Raw genomic sequence first — 26,465 nt, 5'->3', positions numbered from 1 at the left:
GTCAGTGCTCCCTCACGGCGGACGCCTTGCCGGTCACCCGCATCGGGAAGTCGAGTACGCCGGGCACGAGAGCGGGCACCTGGAACACGACGGTCGCCGTGAAAAGGCCCGTTCCGGCGTCGCACCCCGTGTCCTCCATGTTCGCGACCCAGGCGGTGGGGAGGTCCTCCCTCGCCGCCTCCTGGCATGCCCGCTGCCCGGCACCGTCCTCGGACACCGCGCCTGCCCGTGCGGCCTGGTCGGCCGCGTTTCCGGCCAGGCTGTACGTGTAGCCGATCAGGGCGCACTGCCAGAGCACCACCAGCAGCAGAATGATCAGCGGCGTGACGCCCAGGAACTCGATCGCGGTCTGCCCGCGATCCCTGAACCGCCCCTGCAGACGGCCCTGGAACCCTCCCAGCAGCCGTCCCAGCAGACGGCCCTGGCCACGGGCACGGGACCGGCCCCGGAGCCGGTCAGACCTCGGCCACTGACTGCCTAAGCCGGTCATCGGTCAGCGCGCCCCTCCCACTCCCTGGAGTCGCCACGCCTGCGGCGGCCTCCGATCGCCCCCCGGTCGGCCCGGTCGCCTCGGAACTTACCGGTCCGCCCGGCCCCTTCGGGGAGCTTCGCCAGACCCAGTTCTCCGGCCAGGCTCCACAGTGCCTGCTTCACCGTGCTCCTGGCGTCGAGTTCGTGCATACGCCCGGAATCCACCGCCCCCTGGAGCTCCTTGAAGTTCGCCGGGATCGCCGTGCCGGCCACCCTGGTGCCCGTGATCCTCTGGACCAGTGGTGGCTGTATCTCCGTCCCACGGGTGTGACGGTTTACCACGACGACGGTGTCTTCCGCCTTGCGGATCTGGAGCCGGTCCCAGAGCCGTACGGCCCGTTTGGCGCCGCGCACCGCCACCACGTCGGGTGTGGTGACCAACAGTGCGGTATCGGCCATTTCGACGGCCGCCGCGTTCGCGCCGTGCATCTGGCTTCCGCAGTCGATGACGACGACCTCGTAGCGGGAGCGCAGAGCCCTGACGATCTGCCGGGCCGAGCGGTCGGTGACCTCCTCGCCGCGTTCTCCGTCACCGGGGGCCAGCAGCAGGGCCACTCCGGTCGGATGGCTGAACACCGCGTCGGACAGCACCCTCGGGGATATGTCCGAGACCGCGGCCAGGTCGGCGATCGAGCGGCGGAACTGCACATCGAGGTACGACGCGACATCGCCGGTCTGCATGTCCATGTCGGCCAGCGCCACCGTGCGGCCGGAGGCGGCGGCGGCCAGGGCCAGCTGGACCGCAGTGACGGTCGTGCCCACGCCCCCCTTTGCCCCGGTGACCGTGACGACGGTGCCGGCGGGCCCGGTGGGCTCCTCGCCGCCCGCCCCCAGATGCCGGCGTACGCCGACCGACCACTGGGCGGCGGCCTGGACCCGGTGGGCCAGCTCCTCGACGCCGAGCGGCAGCACGGCGAGGCCCCTGGCCCCCGAGTCCATCGCGGCGGAGAACAGGCCGGGGCTCGCGTCGGATGTGATCAGCACGACCCCGACGGCGGGGAAGCGCAGGGCCACCTCGCGCACCAGGTCCAGTGCCGGTACGGGACCGATCCGCTCGTGCACCAGCACGACCTCGGGCAGCTCGTCGAGCGACTCACCCGCGAGTCGCCCCAGGGTGTCGATGAGCTGGGTCGAGTCGGCGACCGGAGCCGACGGTTCGGCGTCGGGCAGCCGGCTCAGCAGTGTGGTGACGGACCTGGCCGCTTCGGGGTCGCCGATGGCTGGGAGGATCCTGGTGGTCATCCCGTCCTCACTTGTCCTTGTCCAGCGTGTACGTGCGGTCGCCAGGGGCGATCGCGGCCCCGCCGCCCTGGCCGATCAGCGCCAGGCGCACGTGCTTGGCGAACGACTCGGCGTATGCCACGCGCTGGGCGTCCATGGTGCTGAGCGCGAAGGTGATCGGTACGGCCTCGGTGGCCTGGTTGCCCCGGTTGTCCCGGTCCGGTTCGAGTGCGGTGAGCCGACCGACGTCGACGACCCTGGCGTTGGACACGATGACCCTTGACTGGTCCGACTGGGCCGTGGTGCCTTCCCGTTCGCCTTCGAAGGTGGCGTAGATGTTGACGCGCGAGTCCGGCTTGATCTTGCCCGCCACCCCTGTCGCCGCGTCGATCATGATGGCGATCTCCTGTTCACCGGGCTGGAGCGCGGGGCGATCCACGATCATGTCGCTCTGGAGCAGCGACCCCTTCTTCAGGCGGGTGACCGCGATCTTCCCGCCGATCTGGGAGAGGTCGGTCACCGCGTTCTCCGAGAGCCAGCGCTCCGGCATGGTGACCTTCGTGAACTGGCTCGGGCTGAGTGCGGTGTAGGGCGGCACGTCCGATGTGATCTCGTAAGCCGCCACCTCGGGTCCGACCTTCGCGTTCACGTCGCTGATCACCGAGAGCACGCCGACGAAGGCACCGAAGGCACACAGGACCGACAGCAGCAGGAGTATGACGCCGCGACGCTGGCGTGAGTTCATGGGCCGGACAACCTCGTTCGCATACGTGGGCCAGAGCGGACAGGGGACGGGCGCGGCAGGCGCGCGCTGGTGCGGTACGTGGTCAGGTCGGGTTCAGCGCCCTCGGGAGGTTCTCGGGCTCGGGCAGGGTCAGGGGGGCGGAGCAGAAGCCGCAGCGGTCGCCGATGAGTTCCAGGGAGCACCAGTGGCAGCGGGCCCGCCGTACGGACGCGACCAGTTGGTAGAGCACGGAGACGTCGGGCAGGAAGGCGGCGAACTCAGCCAGCTTCGGCGTGCCCCACCAGCGGGCCGAGTCCGCGGGCAGCGCCGCTTCCTGGACGCCCTGGACCTGCCAGGCGGGGGCGAGCGTGCCGGTCACCCATTCGGCGGACGCCTGGCCGCCGGCCACGACCAGTTGGGTGGCGAAGTCAGGGCCGCTGAGGACCTCGGCACTCGTGCCGATCCGGTGCAGTCGGGGGTTCGGCCCGGCGAGCACGGCGAACTGCGAGCCGGGCAGCCAGGACTTGGCGTGGGTTCTCAGGCTCACGGGCACCCGGTCGAGGCGGGTGACGGAGTTGAGCACCGCGCCCGCGTAGACGTAGTGGGCGAGCAGCCGCGCTGCGGAGGCGATGACGCCCGCGCTGAAGTCGCAGACCGAAAGCTGGCGTAACTGGCGCACCAGGGCGGCCACGCCGAGTGGCGGCAGATCCGATCTGAGCAGGGCGATACGGTCGCTTTCCAGCATGGCCCGGATGGCGAACATCCGCTGCTCCTGGGCGGTCGACACCGACGCGGGATACACGACGACCACATAGCCGTGCTGCTCCAGCAGCAGATGCATGTCGGCGAGCGCGGTGTCCAGCGGCTGGGCTTCGGGCGCCTGGACGACGGCGGCGGTCGGCGTCTGCTGGTCGGTGGGCGGCAGCACCAGGTCCGCACTGGTCGACGCGATCACAGTCGGCACTCTCAGTCCCCGTCCACTCCGGTCTCCCGGTCTCCAGGACCCGGCGACCGCAGATCGTTCCTGCCCGGTACGGCTGCATCAGCACCTTATCTGCGTCTTACTGGCCCGAAAACCCAACATGAGGAACCCACACGGCATTCGGCCCCACAGTCGACATCAAAGCCGGACAGACGGGGCATCCGGTGATCCGCGTTTTCCCTTCTTGGCCGATTCCGGTCGCGGGATTGGACTCGAAAGGCTGAACGGGGCATGCGTGCCACATGTGACGGCAGGGCAAACACCGCGACCGGCATTTCGGTGTGACGGCCTTGGCTACCAGAGAAGTTCACGCACCTGCTGCACGCACAGCACCACGAACAACAGGCCGGCCACCGCCAGCATGCTGTTGCTCAGCCATCCGTTGCGCCATTCCCGCGGTGTGCGCCCCGAGTTGAGCAGCCACAGCAGGGTCAGCGCCAGGAACGGCATGAACAGCGCGCCGAGCACGCCGTACGCGACCACGAGACCGAACGGCTCGTCCAGCCAGAGCAGGCCCATCGGCGGGAAGGTCAGCCAGAGCATGTATGCCCGGAAGGGCAAGGAGCGTTCACGGCGGCCCTCGGCAACCTCCTCGACCGCGTTCTCCTCGATGCCCCGGCTGCTGCGCAGCAGCCGCTCGGAGAAGTCGGCGAAGAGCAGACTCACCCCGTGCCAGACCCCGACCAGAGCCGAGAAGGAGGTGGCACAGAAACCGATGAGGAAGAGCTTGGCGGTGAAGACCCCGAAGCGCGCCTCCAGGATGTCGCTCAGTCCGAGCAGCCCCTTGTCGCCGCCGCCCTCCAGCGCGAGATGGGAGGCATGCAGCAGCTCGGCGCCGATGATCAGCATGGCGACGACGAAGACCCCGGTGGTGAGGTAGGCGACGCGGTTGTCGAGCCGCATCATCTTCATCCAGGACGCGTCGGTCCAGCCCTTGGAGTTGATCCAGTAGCCGTACGCTGCCATGGTGATGGTGCCGCCTACTCCGCCGATCAGGCCGAGTGTGTAGAAGAACGAGCCGTTCGGCAGCACGGGGACGAGTCCGGCGAACACGGCCGGCAGATCGGGGACGACCCGCACCGCGACGTAGACGACGATGAGGAACTTGATGCCGATGAGTACGGTCATCAGCTTCTCGAAGCGTGCGTAGCGGTTGAACCAGACCAGGGCGAGGCCGATGAGGCCGGCGGCGATGGCGAAGGTCTTGAGTCCGCCGGGCGTCTCGGGAAAGAGCGCGGCGAGCGGAAGGGCCGTGGACGACATGGCCGTGGCGCCGTAGATGAAGCCCCACACGACGACGTAGAAGCCGAAGTAGACCGACGTCCAGGCGCCGAGGCTGCGCCAGCCGTCGAGGATGGTGCGGCCGGTGGCCAGGTGCCAGCGTCCGGTGGCCTCGGCGAGCGAGATCTTGACGAGGCAGCCGGCGACGGCGGCCCACAGCAGTGTGTAGCCGAACTTGCTGCCGGCGATCAGGGTCGCCACGAGGTCACCGGCTCCGACGCCGGTTGCCGCGACAACGATGCCGGGGCCGATATGCTTCCAGCTCGCCTTGCGGGTCCGGTGGGTCCGGGTCCGGGCCGCCGGTGTCCGCGCGCCTTCCGCCTCGGTGTCCTCGGCGCCCTGGGTGCCTGTCATGGTCGAGGTCCCGCCTTTCCCAACTCGTGGGCCGAATGGCCGATTGACCGACCTATCCCCTTGACCGGAGCATGCCACGCCCTCACCATGTGCCCGTCACACCCGCACGTCGCAGAGCAACCCCCACACTCCCTACCCAGGAGCCAGCATGCGACTTCGTATCCGCGGCAGTGGCAGAAGGTCCGCCACACGGTCCGCCGCCTTCGCGACCCTGCTCGCGCTCGCCGTGGCCGCGCCCTTCACCGCCGCCGCCGCCGCCGCTCCCACCCCCTCCCCCGACCGGGACCGCGTCACACCCGTGGCCCTCCAGGAGGAGCAGACCAGGCAGTACGAGATCCACGGCCCGTCCACCGTCGCCGAGCGCACCGCGATCGCCTCCACCGGCGTGTCGATCGACGAGGTCGACGCGCACTCCCTCGTGATCAGCGCCAACGCCGCCCAGGCGAAACGGCTGCGCGGCATCGGCCACAAGCTCGAACTCCTGCCCGCGCCGCCCGTGCGCACCGCCGAGGGCACGACGGCCAAGGCGTTCGACTTCCCGTCATCCGATTCGAAGTACCACAACTACGCCGAGATGAACGCGGAGATCAACCAGCGCATCGCCGCCTACCCGAACATCATGAGCAAGCAGGTGATCGGCAAGTCCTATGAGGGCCGCGACATCATCGCCGTCAAGGTCAGCGACAACGTCGGCACCGACGAGAACGAACCCGAGATCCTCTTCACCCACCACCAGCACGCCCGCGAGCACCTGACCGTCGAGATGGCGCTCTACCTGTTGCGCGAGCTCGGCGAGGACTACGGGACCGACTCCCGGATCACCAACGCGGTCAACGGCCGCGAGATCTGGATCGTGCCGGACCTCAACCCGGACGGCGGCGAGTACGACATCGCCACCGGCCGCTACCGCAGCTGGCGCAAGAACCGGCAACCGAACACCGGTTCGTCGTACGTGGGTACGGACATGAACCGCAACTGGAACTTCAAGTGGGGCTGCTGCGGCGGCTCGTCCGGCTCCACCAGCTCCCAGACCTACCGGGGCAAGACCGCCGAGTCCGCCCCCGAGGTGAAGGTCGTCGCCGACTTCGTACGCTCCCGGGTCGTCGGTGGGAAGCAGCAGATCAAGGCGGGCATCGACTTCCACACGTACAGCGAGCTGGTGCTCTGGCCCTACGGCTACACCACGGCGGACACCGCCGCCGGCCTGACCCAGGACGACCGCGACGCCTTCGCCGCCGTCGGGCGGAAGATGGCGGCGAGCAACGGCTACACACCCGAGCAGTCGAGCGACCTGTACATCACGGACGGGTCGATCGACGACTGGCTGTGGGGCAACCAGAAGATCTTCGGCTACACCTTCGAGATGTACCCGACCAGCATCTTCGGCGGCGGCTTCTACCCGGCCGACGAAGTGATCGAGCGCGAGACCAGCCGAAACCGCGACGCGGTGCTACAGCTCGTGGAGAACGCGGACTGCATGTACCGGTCGATCGGCAAGGAGCAGCAGTACTGCACGAGCTGACGCCGGTGCGCCACAGCGAATGGGGGCCCGGCTGCCGCCGCTGCGGCGACGGCAGCGGCCACGGCGGTCGTAGCCGTGGCCCGGGCGCCCCGTTCGTCCGTCTCTCCTGGTGAACCCGGATACTGGGGCGGCAACCGCACCACCAGGAGGCCCTCATGACCAGCCGCCCCGTCGCCCGCCTCGCGGACGAGCGCGTCGACCACCGGTTCAAGGGGCTGCCCCCGGACGCCGAAGGGCTGACCGTCGGCGAGCTCGCCGCCCAGCGCCGCAATCTGTTCGACGGGGGCTTCACCACCCCCGTGCTGGCGCTGTCCGCCGAGTCCCTGGACCACAACCTCGCTCTCCTGGAGACCTACGCCGAGCGCCACGGCCTCGCCTTCGCCCCGCACGGCAAGACCTCCATGGCACCGCAGCTCTTCGAACGCCAGCTGGAGCACGGCGCGTGGGGCATCACCGCAGCCGTCCCGCACCAGGCACGGGTCTACCGGGCGTACGGCATCCAGCGGATCTTCCTCGCCAATGAGCTGGTGGACGAGGTGGCCCTGCGCTGGTTCGCCGCCGAGCTCGACCGCGACCAGGACTTCGAGCTGGTCTGCTACGCGGACTCGGTGCGCGGCGTCGAGCTGATGGACAAGGCCCTCAGCGCGGCGGGCCACGGCCGCCGCCCGCTGGACGTGGTGATCGAGCTGGCGGCCGGGGACGGGGCCCGTACCGGCGCCCGTACCGAAGCCGACTGCGTGGCCGTCGCCGAGGCCGTCGCAGCAAGCCGCACCCTGCGGCTGGTGGGCGTGGCCGGTTACGAGGGCGAGGTCCCGGACGCGAGCCCCGAGCGGGTGAGCGACTGGCTGGACCGGCTGGTCTCGCTCGCCGCCCTGCTCGACAAGGGCGGTCACTTCGGCGACGCGGAGCAGATCATCGTCAGCGCGGGCGGCAGCGCCTGGTTCGACACGGTGGCGGATGTCCTCAGGCAGCTCCCCGAGCTGTCCCGGCCGGTCCTGAAGCTGCTGCGCTCGGGGGCGTATGTCTCCCACGACTCGGGCCACTACCGGCGCCTCACCCCGTTCAACCGGGTCCCGGCCGAGGGCGCCCTGGAGCCCGCGTTCCGCCTGTGGTCCCAGGTGGTGTCCCGGCCCACCCCGCAGCAGGCGTTCACCAACGCGGGCAAGCGCGACGCCGCCCACGACCTGGATCTGCCCGACGCCCAGGTGGTACGCGACGCCCGCACCGGGGAGGTGCGCCCGGCCGACGGCGTCACCGTCACCGGTCTGTCCGACCAGCACACCTGGCTGCGTACGGAGGATGCGGCGGACCTGGAGGTCGGCGACTGGGTTGGCGTGGGTCTGTCGCACCCGTGTACGTCGTTCGACAAGTGGCAGCTGATTCCGCTGGTCGAGGCGGACGGGACGGTGGTGGACTACATCCGTACGTTCTTCTGACAGGCCCCCGTCCGGGACCCTTTCCGGATCGCCGGTCGGTCCGGTCGGTACGTGTCCCGGGCCGACCGGGCCGACCGGGCCGACCGGGCCGACCGGGCCGACCGGGCCGACCGGGCCGACCGGGCCGACCGGGCCGACCGGGCCGACCGGGCCGACCGGGCCGACCGGGCCGACTGCAGACGGTTGCCCCGGGACACCCGGCGCGCAGACGCAGCGGAAGGCGGCCGGGAAAAAGGTCGCGGTCCGCGCGCCCTCCCGGCCTACAGTGCCGCCATGACCGAAGACGCCCGCCCCAGTCCGCCCCTGCTCGGCAGCGAACGCGAGAGCCTGCGGGGCTATCTCGACTTCCACCGCGCGACGCTCGCGATGAAGTGCGCGGGACTCACCGACGAGGAGCTGCGACGCCAGTCCATGCCGCCATCGACGCTCTCGCTGCTCGGCCTCGTCCGGCATATGGCGGAGGTGGAACGCACCTGGTTCCGCAAGGTCATCGCGGGTGAGGACGTACCGCTCGTCTGGTCACCCGAGGGCGACTACCAGGTGGCGTACGACGCGACGAAGTCGACGCGCGCGGAGGCGTTCACCGCCTGGGAGGCGGAGGTCGAGCACGCGCGCCGTATCGAGCGCGAAGCGGAGTCGCTCGATGTGACCGGGTACCAGGCGCGCTGGGACGAGCAGGTTTCGCTGCGGCTGGTGCTGCTGCATCTGATCCACGAGTACGCACGGCACAACGGCCACGCGGACTTCCTTCGGGAGGGGATCGACGGGTCCGCCGGCTCCTGACACCCGGGGGGGGGAGGTGCGGAAGGGCGGGTCGGCACCCGTCCCCCTGCTCCCGCTCCGGTCCGGGCCTCGGCGGGCGGAGGACGGGTTGCCGCCCTTGGGCCCTGCGTTGATCCTCGACCGGAACGGACATCCCAGTCAATCCTTGAATTGGCTTGGCGCTCTCCAAGCCATGGCTTGGGAGTCGACGGGCTGGTCCTGCTCGGTACGGGGCCGGGGCAGGGGCAGTGCGGGCTGCCCTGCGGCGACCCGATCCCGGCGTCCGGCCCCACGCCGCAGGGCGAGCACCGCGAGCACCGCCGCGAAGGCGCCCAGCACGAAGCCGTACGCGGGAGTGTGGCCGGATGGCTGGGTCTCGTACACCAGGGCCGTGGAGAGCACCATCAACGCGCCGACGAGTCGGCCGCCGCTCCGCACCTGACCGCCCGCCGCCACCGTCGCCGTGCCCCACAGCAGATACCAGGGCTGCACCATCGGTGACAGCGCGACCAGGGCGAGCAGGGACAGACCCAGAGCGGGCACGGGATGCAGCCGGCCCTTGAGGGAACGGACCGCGAGCCAGGCGATCACGGCGAGGGCGGTGGCAAGGCCGAGGGTCTGGATCGCGTTCTTGACCGCCATCGGGTCCGTGTCGGCTGCCAGTCGGGCCAGATGGCCGACCGCCAGGCCGATGTCGCTGGTCAGCGAGAGCGGGGTGTTCACGGACGCGGCGACGCTCTGGGTACGCAGCCAGCCGAAGCCGGTGCCGGCGAGCAGGGTGGCTGCCACAGCGACCGAGGCGGCGATCGCCACCGGGCCGACCAGGGCCCTGGCCACCCGGACGGCGGCCGTCCCACGCCCGCCCCGCACGACGATCACCGCGATGAAGAGCAGGGCGACGGCGGCCGGTGACTTGACCATCATCGCGAGACCGACGACCGCGCTGCCCAGCAGCCACCGGCCGCGCAGTGCGCAGACGACCCCGGCCAGCATCAGGCCGATCATCAGCCCGTCGTTGTGCATTCCGCCGACGACATGCATCAGCAGCAGGGGGTTGAGCGCCGCGAGCCACAGCGCCCGGCTCTCATCCGCACCGCACTCCACAGCCAGCCGACGCACCGACCAGACGATCAGTGCCAGCGCTGCGAGCGCGGGCAGCCGCATGCCCCACACCGCGGGCACCATGGTCCCACCGGTGATCCAGACCACGCCCTTCGCCAGCAGCAGGAAGACGGGGCCGTAGGGTGCCGGCGTATCGGTCCAGTTCCCGCCGACGCTCGCCGCCGCGTCGGCGCCGAGCGAGTCGGGGCCGAGCACCGAAGGCCCGTGCGCGTACACATCGTGGCCTTCCAGGACCATCGCGCCCTGGGCGACATAGCTGTAGACATCGGCGCTGTAGAGCGGGGGTGCCAGCAGCAGCGGCGCGGTCCACCAGACAAGGGTCACGAGGGTCTCGCGCACCCGGTCACCACGGGACGGCCGTTCATCGGCGACCCGTCGCCGGTCCGCCCACCAGGCAACGACCAGCAGAGTGAGACCGGCGTACGCGAGCACGGCGCAGACGAGCACGACGGTCGTCAGGGAACCCCGCTGCTGCCACAGCCCCCATGGGTCATGCGCCGGAAGACTTCCGGCGCCCAGCCCACCCACGGCCATCGCGAGCGACCCGGCCGCACCCAGTCGGCGCGCGCCGCCCGCAGTCCGCATCCACATGAGCAGTCGGCTCTTCCCCACTCTTCCCCGCCCGCTTCCCCGCCCGGTCTTCCCACCCGGCCCGCCGTCCGCCGGTCGCCGGCTGCCGGTCGCCGGACCCGGTTCGGCGCTCGGCCGCGGGCACGGAGCCACGAGGCTACCGCCACCGTCTGCGGCCGTCACACCCGTCATACCTGGGAGCTACCTCGCAGGTGGGCTCCCTGGTGTGACGCGAACCAGGCCGTGCGGTCCATAGCTTCTCCCCCGGACGCAGCCACCCATCCGGCACAAGAGGAGCACATCCACCATGGCAACTCGCCCGCGCAGGCGCCGGTTCGGCCGCACCCTTCTGGCCGCCCTCGTGATGGCATCGGTGGCTGTGCCGCTGTCGGGAGCGGCCCGGCCGTCGGCCGTCCCCGCACCCGTTCCACCCGTACTCGCCCCGATACGCGGGGCGGCAACGCCCGCCGACCTCGCCGAGCGCTACGCCGCCACCCGCGAGGGCATCCGGGCCGCCGAACGCATGGCCGCCGGACACGGTGACCGGCGGCGAGCCGCCGCACTGCGCGCGCTGGCGGCGCCGGATCGGCAGTTCCTCGCCTTCGACGGCCGCGACGGCGGGCGCACGGCCGAGGTCTTCGGGCACCTCTCCACCGCCGAGCGGGTCGCCGTACTGGTACCGGGCTCGGACACCAGCCTCGACACCTACCAGCGCTTCCGGGCAGGTGCCGAGAACCTGCGCGAGGAACTGGGCGAACGGGTGGCAGTGATCGCCTGGCTCGGGTACCGGACACCGGCCACGGTGGGCCCTGAGGTGCTGACCCCGGCCCGCGCCGAGGACGCCGCCCCTCGGCTCGCGTCCTTCGTCTCGGATCTCGGAACCCTCAGACCGACGGCCCGGATCTCGCTGCTCTGCCACTCGTACGGCTCGGTGGTCTGCGGCGTCACCGCGGCCGGCACAACGGCCGCCGCCATGGCGGACGTCTCGGACATCGTGTTCTACGGCAGCCCCGGAGCAGGAGTGGACACCGCCGCGTCGCTGCGCACCGGGGCAACCGTCTGGGCGGGGCGCGGGTCCGGCGACTGGATCGCGTCCGTGCCCCACGTCAGCCTGCGGCTGCCGTTCGCCGACCTGGGCCTGGGCGGAAACGACCCGGTGTCCGACGAGTTCGGCGCCCGGGTGTTCGCGGCCGGGGATGTCGGACACAGCGACTACCTCAAGCCCGGCTCGGTCGCGCTGTCGAGCATCGCCCGGATCGTCGCCGGGCGCACCCCTTCCCAGGGCCGCTCCGAGGCGACCGAGGAGTACAGCCGTGCATGAGCTGGTCCGGCGGATCGAGGCCGCCACCCCCCCGAACCGCGACCGCGCCGTCGACGCTCTGCGGGCCCTCGCCATTCTCGGCGTGGTGCTCGGGCACTGGCTGGTGACCGCGCTGGTCGCGGACAGCGGCACGGTGCGGGCCACCAGCCCCCTGTCGTACATGCCCGAGCTCACACCGGTCTCCTGGCTGTTCCAGACGCTCGCCGTCTTCTTCCTGGTCGGCGGGAAGGTCGGCGCCTCCGGTCATGCGTCGGCACGCGCCCGTGGCGAGAGCTACCGGCGGTGGCTCGCCGCCCGGATGGTCCGGCTGTTCCGGCCGGTGGCCGCCGTCCTGGTGGTGTGGGCCGTGGTGGCGGGCGCGCTGCTGGTGTCCGGCGCCGGTGTGGAAACGGTGCGCACGCTCCTCAAGCTGGTGCTGTCCCCGCTCTGGTTCCTGCTGGTGTTCGCCGCTCTTACGGCGGCCACACCTCTGCTGGCGCGGCTCAACCCGCTGTGGCCGATCGCTGTCGTACTGCACGTGGACCTGCTCCGCTTCGGGCCGCTGTCGGCCGATGAGCGAACCGGCTGGATCAACGTGGCGGCGGGCTGGGCCGTCCCCTACTGCCTGGGTGCGCTCTGGGCCCGCGACGGACTTCCGCGACCCGCGACCCGTTGGACGCTGCTGTTCGGCGGGGCCGCCACCACCGCCCTGCTGATCGTGGTGGCGGGCTATCCGGCCTCCATGGTCGGCGTCCCCGGCGCGGAGGTCTCCAACCTCAACCCGCCGACCCTCGCCGCCGTCAGCTTCGGCCTCGCGCAGTGCGGCGCCGCCCTGCTGCTGCTGGATCCCCTGCGCCGGTTGCTGCGCCGCCCCGCCGCATGGGCCGTGGTGGCGCTGGTGAACCTGTCCGCGATGACCGTCTTCCTGTGGCACCAGACCGCGATGATGGCGGTCACCGCCACCGGTCTGCTCGGTGGCGACCCGCTGCCGGGGCTGCACACCGTCCCGGACGGGGCGGGCTGGGCGTTCGCACGCCTCGCCTGGCTGCCGGTGTTCGCGTCGGCGCTGGCGGCGTGCTGGGCGGCGTTCCGTTCGTACGAGCAGGGGCAGGGCAAGCGGCGGAACCGGCCGCGGACGGGCCGGGAAGGCTCCCGGGTCGTACGCGAACAGCGGACCGCCCGCGGGGTCGTGAGGGGCCGTCCCTAGGATGCGGCTTGTGAGCGAGGGGGACGCGACGAGCCGGGGAGACGCCCAACGCGGGAGCACCGCGAAGGGCAGGGGCGCCACCGAGAGCGGGGGTGCCACCGACAGCTGGGAAGACGCGCACCACGGGGGTCGGCGCAGACGGCCGCTGCCGGCCGCGTCAAGGGCGGCGATGCGCGCCGTTCGCGAGGACCTGTGGACGGTGGCCCGCGCACCGCTGCCCCGCACGGGCTGGCTGGGCTGGCTGCCGCACGTCCATGTGGTGCTGCTCGCCGTGCTGCTGCTGATGCTCAACATGAACGACCTCTCCGGCTCGGCCCCGGTGCCCCTGGTGGGCGTGGTCGCCGCACTCCAGGCAGCGGCACCCGTCCTGGCGCTTTTCCGGCCGGCGCCCGCGTACTGGCTCTCGACCTTCGCGCTCTTCCTGGCCGCGCACTTGCGGTGGAACGGCGGCAGCGACGCGCACTGGCCGTGGACCGCCGGCGCGATCGCGCTGCACACCCTCGTGCTGCTGTTCCTCTCACTGCGGGTCCGCCCCTTCGCCTCGGTGACGGCGCTCGGGACCGCGATGCTGCTGGCGCTGTACCACACCATCCTGATGCCGCCCCCCGCCTACAACGGGGTGCTCACCCCGTGGGTGGTGATCTGCTTCTCGGGCGCCGTGGCCGTCGGCAGCTCGCGCCGCACCCGGAGGGTCGCGCAGGAACGGCTCGTCGAGCAGCAGGTCCTCACCGCCACGGAACGTGCCCGGCGCACCCTGTTGGAGGAACGCAACCGCATCGCCCGCGAGTTGCACGACGTGGTCGCCCACCACATGTCGGTGATCTCCATCCAGGCGCAGGTCGCACCGCGTCTGATCGAGGACCCCCCGGACGCGCTCAAGGAGAACCTCGCCGGTATTCGCGAGAACGCGGTGGAGGCGCTCACCGAACTCCGCCGTGTCCTGGGTGTGCTGCGCGCCGAGGACGCGGAGGCGGACGGCGTACGCCATGCTCCGCAGCCCACTCTCGCCCGGCTGGACGAGCTGGTCGACAATGTGCGCGGTGCCGGGCTCACCGTCACCGCGGAGACCACCGGCAGACGACGGGCGCTGCCTCCCGGGGTCGAGGTGTCCGCGTTCCGTATCGTCCAGGAGGCGTTGAGCAACGCGATGCGGCACGCCGACGGCGCCACGGTCCGAGTCGAACTCCGCTACCGACTGGAGACACTGGCGCTGCGGGTCACCAACACCCCGCCCCCTGCGCCTCGGGCGCAGTCGCCCGGCACGCACACACCGCACGCCGGGCACGGGCTCCTCGGCATGCGCGAGCGCGCCGCGATGCTGGGTGGCGAGCTCGCCGCCGGCGGTACGCCCGACGGCGGCTGGGAAGTGACCGCGATCCTGCCCACCGCTCCTACCATTCCTACCACCGCACCGGCCGAGGACCCCGTATGACGACGCCCCCGCCCCCCATCCGTGTGCTGGTCGCCGACGACCAGATGATGGTCCGCCAGGGCTTCACCATGCTCCTCGGCGGCGAACCGGACATCGAGGTCGTCGGCCAGGCCGTCGACGGTCATGACGCCATCGCGCAGGTCTCCGAACTCGCCCCGGATGTGGTCCTGATGGACATCCGCATGCCCGGACTCGGCGGCATCGAGGCGACCGCGCGCATCACGGCCCCCGCCGACTCCACGGTGAAGGTCCTCGTCCTGACCACCTTCGACCTGGACGAGTACGTGTACGAGGCACTGCGCGCGGGGGCCTCCGGTTTCCTGCTGAAGGACGCCTCCGCCGACGAACTTGCCCATTCGGTCAGGGTGGTGGCGGCAGGCGAGGCGCTGCTCTCCCCTAATCTCACCAAGCGGCTCATCGGCGAGTACTCCCGGGTCACCCGGACGGTCTCGCGCGACCCGGGCAAGGCGCGCGTGGGAGCGCTGACGGAGCGCGAGACCGAGGTGCTGTCCCTGATAGCCCAGGGCCTTTCCAACACCGAGATCGCCGAGCTGCTGGTCGTCGCCGAGCAGACCGTGAAGACCCATGTGGGCAGGATTCTCGCCAAGTCGGGTCTGCGTGACCGCACCCAGGCCGCGGTCTTCGCCTTTGAGACAGGTCTCGTCCGCCCGTCAGGACGCATGACATGATCCGCCGACGGACTCCGACGGAGCGGATTCGGCGGCAGAATCAGAGAAATGGCGGAGAAACCATGAGCGAGCCTCTCATGTGGTCCAAGTCGGCTGACTGGACCGCCTTACCCGAAGGCGTCACGACATGACGGCGGCGGTCGGCAAGATCCCCGGCCCGGCCGGGGTACCCCTGCTGGGATCGCTGTTCGACCTCAAGCGGGACTCCCTGGGCACCTATCTGAGGGCACAACGGGAGCACGGCGACATCGTCAGGTTCACCGCAGGCCCGCCCGGGCTGCGGATGGAGTTGTACGGCGTGTTCTCCGCCGAGGGCGCGCAGCAGGTGCTGGCCACCGACGCGGCCGGCTTCCGCAAGGACAACACCTTCTACCAGGAGGTCCGGGAGTCCTTCGGCAACGGCCTGCTGACCAGCCAGGACCACGACTACCTGCGGCAACGCCGCCTCGTCCAACCGCTGTTCACCCGACGCAGGGTCGACGGATACGCCGGGGCGGTCACGGACGAGACCGCCGCGCTGCTCACCCGGTGGAAGGACGCCCCGGACGGCACCGTCGACGTGGTCGACGAGATGACCGGACTCGCCCTACGCGCGGTCGCCCGCATCCTGTTCGGCACGGATGTCGACGAAGCGGTGCACGTCATCGAGCGCTGCTTCCCGGTGATCGGCAACTACACGTTGCGCCGGGGCTATTCACCGGTCAACCCGCCCCGGTCATGGCCCACGCCCGGCAACCGTGAGGCCGCGTCGGCGACACGGGACCTCTACGAGGTGTGCGACCGGATCATCGAGCAGCGGCGCGCGGAGGGCGAGGCGGCGAAGGGCGACGATCTGCTGACGCTGCTCGCTCAGGCACGCAGCGCCGAGGACGGCAGTCTGGACGCGTCCGAGATCCGCGACCAGGTGCTGATCTTCCTGCTCGCGGGGCACGAGACCACCGCCACCTCACTGGCGTTCGCCCTGCACCTGCTGGCCCTGCACCCCGAACTCCAGGCCCGGGCACGGGAGGAGGCCGTGGAGGTGCTGGCGGGCCGCACACCCGAGGCGTACGACGTCGACGCGCTCCCGTATCTGACGCAGGTGCTGAAGGAGGCCATGCGGCTCTATCCCGCGGCGCCGGTCATCGGACGGCAGGCGGTGTCGGCGATCGAGATCGGAGGGTACGAGATCCCCGCCGGGGCTGATGTGATCGTGGCGCCCTGGGTGACGCACCGCCATCCCCGGTACTGGGACGAGCCCGAACGGTTCGACCCCGGCCGTTTCGCCCCGGGGAGGGAGAAGGAGAGGCCGCGGTACGCCTGGTTCCCGTTCGGGGGCGGACCGCGGGCCTGTATCGGTCAGCACTTCTCGATGCTGGAGTCGGTGCTGGCGCTGTCGATGATCCTGCGTGCCTACGAGTTGGAGGCGGTGGACACGGAGGTGCCCGTCACGGCGGAGATCACACTGCGCGCGACGGGCCCCGCGCGCTGCCGGCTGCGGCCGTCGGACGGCTGACGCAGAGGCTGTGCTGTCGAACGGATCCCGCCGCGCCGTCGCTGCGGCGGGACTCGCCGGCGTCCGCTACTGCGGCGGGACTCGCCGGGCGTCGCGCCTCCGCGGCGCCCGGAACGCACGGGAAGGCGCATACGTCACCGGTCAGCCCGGAGCGCCTCCGGGTCGCCGCCGTTCGACTCGGCAAGCCCGGCGACGAACCCGAAGGCCTGCGGACCCGGAGCCCCGTGGCGCTCAGCTCACCCCGCGCGGCCGGAACTGGACACTGATCCGTGGCCCGACCGCCCGCGCGGTCTTCGGCACCGCGTGCTCCCATGTCCGCTGGCAGGAACCGCCCATGACCACCAGGTCGCCGTGCCCCAGGGCCTTGCGGACCGGGGCATGGCGACCGCTGCGGGATCTCAGCGCGAGGTCGCGCGGGGATCCGACGGAGAGGATGGCGACCATGGTGTCCTGGCGGGAGCCGCGGCCGTTGGTGTCACCGTGCCAGGCGACGCTGTCGCGGCCGTCCCGGTAGTAGCAGAGCCCCGCCGACACGAAGGGCTCGCCGAGTTCGTCGGCGTAGTACGCGGACAGGACGTCCCTGGCCTCGGCGATGACGGGGTGCGGGAGGGACTCCCCGACGGGGTAGTGCGCGAGAAGGCGCGGTACGGCCACCTCGCGGTCGTACATTCGCCAGCGTTCGGCGCGCCAGGGGACACCTGCGAGCAGTTCCTCGAAGAGGGCGTCCGCTCCGGAGAGCCAGCCCGGCAGGGCATCGAGCCAGGCGCCGTCCCCGAGCATCGTACGGCGGACGTCCGTACGACTCAGCGGACCGAGGCGGATCTCGTCGGTCTGATCGAAGAGCGAGCCTTGCAGAGGGACTGCGGCCATGGTTCCAGGATAGCGAGAAACCGAACAGATGAGCTATTCGATATTCGGCCACCCCGACTGCCGGGCCGGCGGCGCCACGCCATCCGCCGCCGCCAAGGGACCCGGCAACGGCACCCGCACTTCGAGTCGGCGCCGCCACGAGCCGACCGGGGACCCGAACCCCAAGCCCCGGGGGCCGGGCCCATGGCCCGGAGGCCGGGGGCCGGACCCATGACCCGGAGGCCGGGGGCCGCGCGACCTCAACCGTCGAGGGTCTGCATGAGGTGGGGCGCGTAGCGGTCACCGGAAGCGACTCCACGCGGCGCCACGGCCTCGATGGCGGCGATGTCATCGGCGGTGAGGTCGACCGCCGTGGCCGCGACGTTCTCCTCCAGGTAGTGGCGACGCTTGGTGCCGGGGATCGGGACCGCGCCCTGACCCAGCACCCAGGCCAGCGCCAGCTGGGACGGAGTGACGGACTTCTCGTCAGCCAGCCGCCTGACCTCGTCGACGACGGCGAGGTTGCGGCCGAAGTTCGCACCCTGGAAACGCGGGTCGCCACGACGGAAGTCGTCGTCCGCGAAGTCCTCGGGTGAGGTGATGGCCCCGGACAGGAAACCCCGGCCGAGCGGCGAGTACGCGACGAGACCGATACCGAGCTCCGCCAGCACCGCCCTGACGCCGTCGCTCTCGATCCCGCGCTCGAACAGCGAGTACTCCGTCTGCACCGCGGTCAGCGGATGGACGGCATGGGCGCGCCGGACGGTCGCGGCCGCGACCTCGCTGACCCCCAGGTAGCGGACCTTGCCGGCCGCGACGAGCTCGGCCATGGCGCCGACGCTCTCCTCGATGGGCACGTTCGGGTCGACTCGGTGCAGGTAGTAGAGGTCGATGTGGTCGGTGCCCAGGCGGCGGAGGGAACCGTCCGCGGCCCGGCGGATGTGGTCGGGCCGCCCGTTGAGCCCCACCAGTGCACCGTCCTCGGTGAACTCGACCCCGGTCTTGGTGGCGATCACCACTCGCTCGCGACGACCGGCGACGGCCTTGCCGACCAGCACTTCGTTGGTGAACGGGCCGTACCCCTCGGCGGTGTCCAGCATGGTGACGCCGAGCTCCAGCGCGCGGTCGATCGTCGCCAGTGACTCGGTGTCGTCGGTCGCGCCGTAGATGGCGCTCATCCCCATGCAGCCGAGCCCTTCGGCTCCGACCACAAGACCCTGGGAACCCAGTGCGTGTTGCTCCATCACTCTGCACATCCTCTGCCGACAGGCGGATCAATCAAGTAACTAACTCGTTAGTTCTACGATGAGGCAGGGCGTCGCCCCTTGTCAATAACTGGATAGTTACCCAGTAGGCTGCCGCTGTGGCACGGGATTCCAGCGCAACCAAGGCACGCCTGCTCGACGCGGCTCTGTCCGAATTCGCCGAGTACGGCATCGCGGGCGCCAGGGTCGACCGCATCGCCGAGACGGCCGGCGCGAACAAGCGCCTGATCTACGTCTACTTCGGCAACAAGGAGCAGCTCTTCGACGTCGTGCTCCAGAAGGCCATGGAGCAGGGCGCCGAGTCGGTTCCGTTCGAGGCCTGCGACCTGCCCGGATACGCCGGGGCGATCTTCGACCATCTCGCGGACCGGCCGGAGCTGATGCGGCTCGTGGCCTGGAAGCAACTGGAACGCCCCGGAACCTCGGCCGCCGGCGCCGAGGCCTACCGTCGCAAGGTCGCGGCCGTGACCGCCGAGCAGGAGGCGGGCCGCCTCGACGCGGGGATCGACCCCGCCGACATCCTCACCCTCGTACTCTCCCTGGCCCAGTCCTGGTTCGCCGCCCCTGGCGGACCAGCCGTCGACGCGGACGGCACCGCGTGGCAGCGCGCACGCCGGGAGCGCTACCGCGCCGCCGTGGTGAGCGCGGTCGCCCGCATCGTCGCCGTCACACCGGCCGGGCCGCGCGCGTGAACGCCGCACCCCTCACCCCGACGGGCGATACCGCGAGCCATGGCGAGCCGTCCGCGCCCCCGCCATCCGCGCCTGAATCCCGACCGCCGCGCGACGTGTCCCAAAACACGGGGCGCGCCGCCCGGGGCCCCCGTAAGCTCACGTCATGCAGGTGATCCAGTCGACCAAACTCGCCAACGTCTGTTACGAGATCCGGGGCCCGGTACTCGAGGAGGCGATGCGGCTGGAGGCTGCCGGACACCGCATCCTCAAGCTGAACACCGGAAATCCGGCGGCGTTCGGCTTCGAGTGCCCCCCGGCGATCCTCGAGGACATCCTGCGCAACGTGGGCGACGCCCATGGCTACGGCGACGCCAAGGGCCTGCTCAGCGCGCGCCGCGCGATCATGAGCCACTACGAGACCAAGGGCGTCCCGCTCTCCGTCGAGGACATCTATCTCGGCAACGGCGTCTCCGAACTGATCCAGATGTCGATGCAGGCGCTGCTCGACGACGGCGACGAGGTGCTCGTACCCGCTCCGGACTATCCGCTGTGGACCGCCTCCGTCTCGCTCTCCGGCGGTACGGCCGTGCACTACCGCTGTGACGAGCAGTCCGACTGGATGCCGGACCTCGCGGACATCGAGCGCAAGATCACCGACCGCACCAAGGCGATCGTGATCATCAACCCGAACAACCCGACCGGGGCCGTCTACGACGACGAGATGCTGCGCGGGCTCACCGAGATCGCCCGGCGCCACCGGTTGGTGGTCTGCTCCGACGAGATCTACGACAAGATCCTCTACGACGGGGTCACACACACACCGACCGCCGCGATCGCGCCCGACCTGATGGTGCTGACCTTCAACGGGATGTCCAAGAACTACCGCGTGGCGGGCTACCGCAGCGGCTGGCTGGCCGTCTGCGGCCCCAAGGCACACGCCTCCTCGTACATCGAGGGCCTGACGATCCTGGCCAATATGCGCCTGTGTGCCAATATGCCGGCGCAGCACGCGGTGGCCGCCGCACTACAGGGGCGGCAGTCGATCGAAGACCTGGTGCTCCCGGGCGGACGACTGCTCGAACAGCGGGACGTGGCGTATGAGCTGCTGACCCGGATTCCCGGGGTGACCTGCGTCAAGCCGAAGGGCGCGCTGTACCTGTTCCCCCGGCTCGACCCGAGCGTCTACAAGGTCAAGGACGACCGGCAGATGGTACTGGACCTGCTGCGCGCCGAGAAGATCATGGTCGTGCACGGGACGGGCTTCAACTGGCACGAGCCCGACCACTTCCGGATCGTGACCCTGCCGAACGCGACGGACCTGGCGGACGCGGTGACCCGGATCGGGACCTTCCTGGACGGCTACAGCCAGCCGTGAGCCCCTGAAGGCGCCGCCGCACCCCGGCGACCGACGGCGCCCTGCGGCAGCATTTTCACGATCGGGCACAACTTTAGACTGAATCCAAGCTAGGATGGCCTCCTGACAGCGCGAGGGAGGCCATCCGCCATGTACGAACCGATCCGCTCCAAGTCCGTTCACTCGATGGCGGACGCCTCCGACACCTGCGACTTCCCGCACCGCAGCCGCGAGGACGAGCTGGACATCCAGCTCGCCGGCCACCTCGCCGCGCTTCTCACCGTCACCGACGAGCTCGGTCTGACGACCGAGGCCGACCGCATCGCCGCCGAGGTCGCCCGGCTGCGCGGCGCCCCGCCGGTGAGGCATGCCGGACCGACCGGCGCCAAGCCCCCGGTCCTGCACGAGCGCGCCCTCGCGCTCGCCGGTCGCGCTCTCGTCGTCGCCGCCTCGCGCGCCGACACGGTCGTCGCGATCCTGTCGGCCGAGCGGATGGACGCCCACACCGCCGCCCTGCGCGACGCGCAACTCGTCGGCGCCCCCTGAACGGCCCCGGTCCGCGTGCCGCAGAGACGCGCGGGCCGGGTGCCACTCTCACCGCTGCTGACGGGTAAAGGCCTGGGCCCGCCCCGTACGCCGTTGTACGGTGCGGGCCCAGGCCTCAGCTCCGAGTGGGGGTTCAGCCCAGTCGGGTGACCAGTGCGCGGTACTCGTCCCACAGTTCCTTCGGTGTGTGGTCACCGAAGGTGTTGAGGTGCTCGGGCACCAGCGCGGCTTCCTCGCGCCAGACGTCGGCATCGACCTTGAGCAGGAAGTCCAGGTCCGACTCGGGCATTTCGAGGCCCTCGGTGTCCAGCGACTCCCTGGTCGGAAGGATGCCGATCGGGGTCTCGACGCCGTCGGCCTTGCCCTCCAGGCGTTCCACGATCCACTTCAGCACACGGCTGTTCTCGCCGAAGCCGGGCCAGACGAACTTGCCGGCGTCGTTCTTGCGGAACCAGTTCACGTAGTAGATCTTCGGCAGCTTCGCCTGGTCGGCGGACTGGCCGACCTTGATCCAGTGGGCCATGTAGTCGCCCATGTTGTAGCCGCAGAACGGCAGCATCGCGAACGGGTCGCGGCGCAGTTCGCCGACCTTGCCCTCGGCGGCCGCGGTCTTCTCGGAGGCCACGTTGGCACCCAGGAACACACCATGCTGCCAGTCGAAGGACTCGGTCACCAGCGGGACGGCGGAGGCGCGGCGGCCACCGAAGAGGATCGCCGAGATCGGCACACCCTTCGGGTCCTCCCACTCGGGCGCGATGATCGGGCACTGCGAGGCGGGGACGGTGAAGCGGGCGTTCGGGTGCGCGGCCGGGGTGTCCGACGCGGGCGTCCAGTCGTTGCCCTTCCAGTCGGTGAGGTGGGCGGGAGTCTCCTCCGTCATACCCTCCCACCAGATGTCGTTGTCGTCGGTGAGCGCCACGTTGGTGAAGACCGCGTTGCCCCACAGGGTCTTCATGGCGTTGGCGTTGGTGTGCTCACCCGTGCCGGGCGCGACGCCGAAGAAGCCCGCCTCGGGGTTGATCGCGTAGAGCAGGCCGTCCTCGCCGAAGCGCATCCAGGCGATGTCGTCGCCGATGGTCTCCACGGTCCAACCCGAGATGGTGGGCTCCAGCATGGCCAGGTTGGTCTTGCCGCAGGCGGACGGGAAGGCGGCGGCGACGTACTTGGGCTCCCCCTGCGGCGGGGTCAGCTTGAGCACGAGCATGTGCTCGGCGAGCCAGCCCTCGTCGCGGGCCATCACCGAGGCGATGCGCAGGGCGTAGCACTTCTTGCCGAGCAGCGCGTTGCCGCCGTAGCCGGAGCCGTACGACCAGATCTCGCGGGACTCCGGGAAGTGCGAGATGTACTTGGTGCTGTTGCACGGCCACGGCACGTCCGCCTCGCCGTCGGCGAGCGGGGCGCCCAGGGTGTGCACCGCCTTGACGAAGAAGCCGTCCTCGCCGAGCTGGTCGAGGACGTCCTGTCCCATGCGAGTCATGGTGCGCATGGAGACCGCGACATAGGCGGAGTCGGTGATCTCGACGCCGAGCGCGGACAGCGGCGAGCCCAGCGGGCCCATGCAGAAGGGGACCACGTACATGGTCCGGCCCTTCATCGAGCCGCGGAAGATCCCCTTCTCACCGGTGAAGATGTCCCGCATCTCGGCGGGGGCCTTCCAGTGGTTCGTCGGGCCCGCGTCCGCCTCCTTCTCGGAGCAGATGAAGGTGCGGTCCTCGACACGGGCGACGTCGGAGGGGTCGGACGCGGCGTAGTAGGAGTTCGGGCGCTTGATCGGGTCCAGCTTGCGGAAGGTGCCCTTGGCGACGAGCTCCTCGCTCAGGCGGTCGTACTCGGCCTCGGACCCGTCGCACCAGACCACCCTGTCCGGCTGCGTGATCGCTGCTATCTCATCGACCCATGCGATGAGTTCCTGGTGGTTGGTGGGGACGGTGCCGGGAGCCGCGTTGTCGCGCGCCACGATTGCTCCTAAGTGAGGGGTCTGAAGTTGGTTGCCCCGTGGGGGCTGCGACCCGGATGCTTCGTAGCCGCTCATCCGGTGCCGACCGCACTCATCTGATCATCCGTGCCGTGTGCGCATATGTCCAGAGGACCTCTCACGTGAGCATGGCCACTCTGTCCATATGAATGTCCGCACACCGAGGGCACTCCGCTCCGTGAGGTTACGGAGGCGTAGGTAGCATTCCGGTCATGACAGCAGCCGCCTCAGCCGCGACCGACGTGACCACCGAGATCGACCACCCGAAGGCACTGAAGCCTCGCCTGCGCGGATGGCTGCACGCCGGGATGTTTCCCGCCGTGATCATCGCGGGCATCGTGCTGACGGCTCTCGCGGACTCGACGCGCGGCCGGATCGCCTGCGGTATCTACACGCTCACCGCCTGTCTGCTCTTCGGTGTGAGCGCCCTCTACCACCGAGGCGACTGGGGCCCGAGGGGCGAGGCCGTACTGCGCCGCCTGGACCACGCGAACATCTTCCTGATCATCGCGGGTACCTATACCCCGCTGACGCTGCTCCTCCTGCCGGACTCCACCGCGCGGGTGCTCCTATGGGCGGTCTGGGCGGCAGCGGTGGCGGGAATCGCCTTCCGGGTGTTCTGGGTGGGCGCCCCTCGCTGGCTGTACACGCCCTGCTACATCGCCATGGGCTGGGCGGCGGTCTTCTTCCTGCCGGACTTCATGCGCAAGGGCGGGGTCGCGGTACTGGTCCTCGTGATCATCGGCGGTCTCCTCTACAGCGTGGGCGGCGTGATCTACGGGATCAAGCGCCCGAACCCGTCCCCGCGCTGGTTCGGCTTCCACGAGGTCTTCCACTCGTTCACACTGGCCGCCTTCGTCGTCCACTACGTGGGCATCTCCCTGGTGGCGTACCAGCACGCCTGATCCCCGCCGCCAGGGGCGGACGGGCGCCACGGAGCACCCCCGGCGAGCCGACCTGATCGTGTTCCCGGACCGCGCCCGCCCCCTACGGCGTCAGCCCCCGCGCCAGCCCCGCCTCGTCCGTCACGGGAGCAGCGCAGACGAAGTGCCGGCAGACATAGGCAGCGGGCCCCCCGCCCACCAGCGGCCGGTCCGCGAGCAGCGGGAACTCCCCACTGTCAGGCTCCCCCGCCGCAACGACCGCGCCAGGTGCGATACCGAGCAGCGCGGCACGGTGCAGAGCGCGCGTCGCGGGGTCGCCCGGAGGTCCGACGACCGCGACCTCACGCGGCCCGTCCAGCAGCGCCTCGGCGGCGGCGAGCCCCCAGCCGATGAAGCGCGGCACCCGCGGGCCCAGCGCCTTGACCACGCCCAACGCCTGCTCGGCGGCGGTGCGATGGGCCTCGGACCCGGTGTGCGCGGCGTACGACAGCAAGGCACCGGCCGCGGCGGTCCAGCCGGATGGCGTGGCGTTGTCCGTGGGGTCCTGCGGGCGCCTGATGAGCCGCTCGGCGTCATCGGCGGTGTCGTACAACTCCCCTTCGGCTCCGGTGAAGCGGTCACGCACCCCGTCCAGCAGCAGTCCCGCGAACTCCAGCCAGACCCCCTCGGCGGTGACGGCCGCCAGCGCGAGGAAGCCCTCGGCGACATCCGCGTAGTCCTCCAGCACACCCGCGTTGGCACCGGCCCGACCGTCCTTCGAGGTCCGGACCAGTCGCCCGCCGGTGTCCAGGTGCAGCCGCACGAGCAGATCGGCCGCCTCTGTGGCCCGCTCGACCAGGTCGGGCCGGTCGAAGTAGCCGCCCACCTCGGCGAGCGCGGCGACCGCCAGCCCGTTCCAGGCCGCGACGATCTTGTCGTCCCGACCCGGCCGCGGTCGTTGCTCACGTGCGGCGAGCAGACGCTGCCGCACGGAGGCGATGCGCGCGGCATCCTCGGCAGGCCCGTCCTGCGGCAACTGGAGCACGGACGCGCCCTCCTCGAAGGTGCCCTCCCGGGTCACCCCGAAGTAGCCCGCCGCGAACGCCGCGTCCTCCGCGCCCAGCACCGCGGTCAGTTGCTCGGGCGTCCAGACGTAGTGCGCTCCTTCGACGTGCCGCGCGCTTTTGTGGTCGACGGCGCTGTCGGCGTCGAGGGCCGATGCGAAGCCGCCTTCGGCCGTGCGCAGCTCCCGCACCATGAAGTCCGCCGTCTCCAGGGCGACCCGACGGGCGGACTCGCTGCCGGTCAGCCGCCACAGGTGGGCGTAGACCCGGCACAGCAGCGCATTGTCGTAGAGCATCTTCTCGAAGTGCGGTACCAAAGGACCACCGACTCTCGGCGTGAGTACGTACCGGTGAAACCCACCTCCCACCTGGTCGTACAGGCTCGAACGGGCCATCGCGCCGCACAGCCCTTCCGCCATCTCCAGCGCGGCCACGGAGCCGGCCCGCGCGTGGTGGCGCAACAGGAACTCGATCACCATCGACGGCGGGAACTTGGTATCTCCCGTGAACCACCCGCTCGCGGGATCGACGTCCCGGGTCAGTTGGAGGAGTGCCAGGGTTTGGGTCTCCTCGGTGGGCGTTCCGGCATCCCCGGTGCTCAGCTGCCGCTCGGCAAGGTCCCTAGTGATCTTCGCGGCGACTTCGCCCACCTCGTCGCGCCGACTCGTCCACGCGCTGTGGACGCCTTCGAGCACCTGCCGGAAGGACGCCATGCCATGGCGGGCCTCGGGCGGGAAGTAGGTGCCGAAGTAGAAGGGCTTCCCGTCCGGTGTCATGAACACGGACATGGGCCAGCCGCCCTGCCCCGTGGCGGCCTGCACGGCCTCCATATAGACGGCGTCCACATCGGGCCGCTCCTCACGGTCCACCTTGACGGACACGAAGTGCTCGTTCATGTACGCGGCGGTGTCGTCGTCCTCGAAGGACTCGTGCGCCATCACGTGACACCAGTGGCATGCGGAGTAGCCGACGCTCAGGAACACGGGGACATCGCGCCGCCGGGCTTCCTCGAACGCGTCCGTCTCCCATGGCCACCAGTCGACCGGATTGTCCGCGTGCTGGAGGAGATAGGGGGACGTGGCCTGCGCGAGTCGGTTGGGCATGCCCCCATCCTTGCGCACCCGCCTATGCCCCACCCATGCGCCACGGGGCAGCGCACAGACGGGGCGGGGGGGTGCTGCCTCAGTGCTCGCGCGGCCGGACCGGCTGACGAGTGGCGGCACCGCGCCACCACCACAGTCCCCGGC

General features: G+C 70.6%; 22 protein-coding genes. 12 read left to right on the top strand and 10 right to left on the bottom strand.

The window, feature by feature from the left end; all coding sequences use genetic code 11:
- Position 1: 1 nt before the first annotated feature.
- From V1460_RS05650 to V1460_RS05630, 5 genes are all read right to left on the bottom strand, one after another.
- The gene (locus V1460_RS05650) at positions 2-490 is read right to left on the bottom strand and encodes a TadE/TadG family type IV pilus assembly protein (RefSeq protein WP_338672513.1); all 489 of its coding nucleotides are present in this window, start codon (positions 488-490) and stop codon (positions 2-4) included.
- Entirely contained in the window at positions 487-1,773 is a 1,287-nt protein-coding gene (locus V1460_RS05645; protein ID WP_338672511.1) for an AAA family ATPase, read from the bottom strand. Before V1460_RS05645 ends, V1460_RS05650 begins: the two co-directional genes overlap by 4 nt.
- A 7-nt stretch (positions 1,774-1,780) precedes the next feature.
- Positions 1,781-2,497, bottom strand: coding sequence for a Flp pilus assembly protein CpaB (cpaB, locus tag V1460_RS05640; RefSeq protein WP_338672510.1), 717 nt, complete (start codon positions 2,495-2,497; stop codon positions 1,781-1,783).
- 82 nt (positions 2,498-2,579) lie between these two features.
- The gene (locus V1460_RS05635) at positions 2,580-3,440 is read right to left on the bottom strand and encodes a hypothetical protein (protein WP_338672508.1); all 861 of its coding nucleotides are present in this window, start codon (positions 3,438-3,440) and stop codon (positions 2,580-2,582) included.
- 312 nt (positions 3,441-3,752) lie between these two features.
- The gene (locus tag V1460_RS05630) at positions 3,753-5,093 is read right to left on the bottom strand and encodes an Nramp family divalent metal transporter (protein ID WP_338672507.1); all 1,341 of its coding nucleotides are present in this window, start codon (positions 5,091-5,093) and stop codon (positions 3,753-3,755) included.
- A gap of 148 nt (positions 5,094-5,241) precedes the next feature.
- On the opposite strand from V1460_RS05630, the gene V1460_RS05625 reads away from it, so the two are divergent.
- The 3 genes from V1460_RS05625 to V1460_RS05615 all read left to right on the top strand — a co-directional run bounded on the left by V1460_RS05625 (position 5,242) and on the right by V1460_RS05615 (position 8,834).
- A complete protein-coding gene (locus tag V1460_RS05625; RefSeq protein WP_338672506.1) occupies positions 5,242-6,615 on the top strand; it encodes a M14 family metallopeptidase in 1,374 nt (457 codons plus the stop codon).
- Positions 6,616-6,770: 155 nt separating this feature from the next.
- Complete coding sequence (locus V1460_RS05620) at positions 6,771-8,051, top strand: alanine racemase (RefSeq protein WP_338672505.1); 1,281 nt, start codon at positions 6,771-6,773, stop codon at positions 8,049-8,051.
- Positions 8,052-8,324: 273 nt separating this feature from the next.
- Positions 8,325-8,834 (top strand): DinB family protein, encoded by a 510-nt coding sequence (locus tag V1460_RS05615; RefSeq protein WP_338677912.1) that lies wholly within the window; start codon positions 8,325-8,327, stop codon positions 8,832-8,834.
- Positions 8,835-8,972: 138 nt separating this feature from the next.
- On the opposite strand, the gene mptB is transcribed toward V1460_RS05615, so the two are convergent.
- Positions 8,973-10,526, bottom strand: coding sequence for a polyprenol phosphomannose-dependent alpha 1,6 mannosyltransferase MptB (gene mptB, locus V1460_RS05610; protein WP_338677911.1), 1,554 nt, complete (start codon positions 10,524-10,526; stop codon positions 8,973-8,975).
- 286 nt (positions 10,527-10,812) lie between these two features.
- Between mptB and V1460_RS05605 the strand changes: the two genes are divergently transcribed.
- From V1460_RS05605 to V1460_RS05585, 5 genes are all read left to right on the top strand, one after another.
- Positions 10,813-11,826 (top strand): alpha/beta hydrolase, encoded by a 1,014-nt coding sequence (locus V1460_RS05605; protein ID WP_338672503.1) that lies wholly within the window; start codon positions 10,813-10,815, stop codon positions 11,824-11,826.
- Positions 11,819-13,012: an acyltransferase gene (locus V1460_RS05600; protein WP_338672502.1), complete on the top strand. Its 1,194-nt coding sequence runs from the start codon at positions 11,819-11,821 to the stop codon at positions 13,010-13,012. Before V1460_RS05605 ends, V1460_RS05600 begins: the two co-directional genes overlap by 8 nt.
- Positions 13,013-13,181: 169 nt before the next feature.
- The gene (locus V1460_RS05595) at positions 13,182-14,444 is read left to right on the top strand and encodes a sensor histidine kinase (RefSeq protein WP_407077594.1); all 1,263 of its coding nucleotides are present in this window, start codon (positions 13,182-13,184) and stop codon (positions 14,442-14,444) included.
- Entirely contained in the window at positions 14,441-15,133 is a 693-nt protein-coding gene (locus V1460_RS05590) for a response regulator transcription factor (protein WP_338672500.1), read from the top strand. Before V1460_RS05595 ends, V1460_RS05590 begins: the two co-directional genes overlap by 4 nt.
- A 127-nt stretch (positions 15,134-15,260) precedes the next feature.
- Positions 15,261-16,628 (top strand): cytochrome P450, encoded by a 1,368-nt coding sequence (locus V1460_RS05585; protein WP_338672499.1) that lies wholly within the window; start codon positions 15,261-15,263, stop codon positions 16,626-16,628.
- A 231-nt stretch (positions 16,629-16,859) separates the two neighbouring features.
- Here V1460_RS05585 and V1460_RS05580 read toward each other — a convergent pair whose 3' ends face one another.
- Positions 16,860-17,498, bottom strand: a complete 639-nt coding sequence (locus V1460_RS05580) for an alpha-ketoglutarate-dependent dioxygenase AlkB (RefSeq protein ID WP_338672498.1) — start codon at positions 17,496-17,498, stop codon at positions 16,860-16,862.
- Between the two features lie 239 nt (positions 17,499-17,737).
- Positions 17,738-18,721, bottom strand: coding sequence for an aldo/keto reductase (locus tag V1460_RS05575; protein WP_338672496.1), 984 nt, complete (start codon positions 18,719-18,721; stop codon positions 17,738-17,740).
- A gap of 119 nt (positions 18,722-18,840) precedes the next feature.
- On the opposite strand from V1460_RS05575, the gene V1460_RS05570 reads away from it, so the two are divergent.
- From V1460_RS05570 to V1460_RS05560, 3 genes are all read left to right on the top strand, one after another.
- Positions 18,841-19,434, top strand: a complete 594-nt coding sequence (locus V1460_RS05570) for a TetR family transcriptional regulator (protein WP_338672494.1) — start codon at positions 18,841-18,843, stop codon at positions 19,432-19,434.
- 145 nt (positions 19,435-19,579) lie between these two features.
- Positions 19,580-20,791, top strand: coding sequence for a pyridoxal phosphate-dependent aminotransferase (locus tag V1460_RS05565; RefSeq protein ID WP_338672493.1), 1,212 nt, complete (start codon positions 19,580-19,582; stop codon positions 20,789-20,791).
- A gap of 129 nt (positions 20,792-20,920) precedes the next feature.
- Positions 20,921-21,316 (top strand): hypothetical protein, encoded by a 396-nt coding sequence (locus V1460_RS05560; protein WP_338672492.1) that lies wholly within the window; start codon positions 20,921-20,923, stop codon positions 21,314-21,316.
- 133 nt (positions 21,317-21,449) lie between these two features.
- Here V1460_RS05560 and V1460_RS05555 read toward each other — a convergent pair whose 3' ends face one another.
- Positions 21,450-23,273 carry a phosphoenolpyruvate carboxykinase (GTP) gene (locus V1460_RS05555; RefSeq protein WP_338672491.1) on the bottom strand — a complete coding sequence of 608 codons (1,824 nt, stop codon included), beginning with the start codon at positions 23,271-23,273 and terminating at the stop codon, positions 21,450-21,452.
- 230 nt (positions 23,274-23,503) lie between these two features.
- On the opposite strand from V1460_RS05555, the gene V1460_RS05550 reads away from it, so the two are divergent.
- Positions 23,504-24,196 (top strand): hemolysin III family protein, encoded by a 693-nt coding sequence (locus V1460_RS05550; RefSeq protein ID WP_338672490.1) that lies wholly within the window; start codon positions 23,504-23,506, stop codon positions 24,194-24,196.
- An 82-nt stretch (positions 24,197-24,278) separates the two neighbouring features.
- Here V1460_RS05550 and V1460_RS05545 read toward each other — a convergent pair whose 3' ends face one another.
- Positions 24,279-26,321, bottom strand: coding sequence for a thioredoxin domain-containing protein (locus V1460_RS05545; RefSeq protein ID WP_338672489.1), 2,043 nt, complete (start codon positions 26,319-26,321; stop codon positions 24,279-24,281).
- Positions 26,322-26,465: the final 144 nt, after the last annotated feature.

This window comes from Streptomyces sp. SCSIO 30461 (assembly GCF_037023745.1).
In the GTDB taxonomy this organism is placed as follows: Bacteria; Actinomycetota; Actinomycetes; order Streptomycetales; family Streptomycetaceae; genus Streptomyces.
This window is presented reverse-complemented; position numbering and strand designations above follow the sequence as displayed.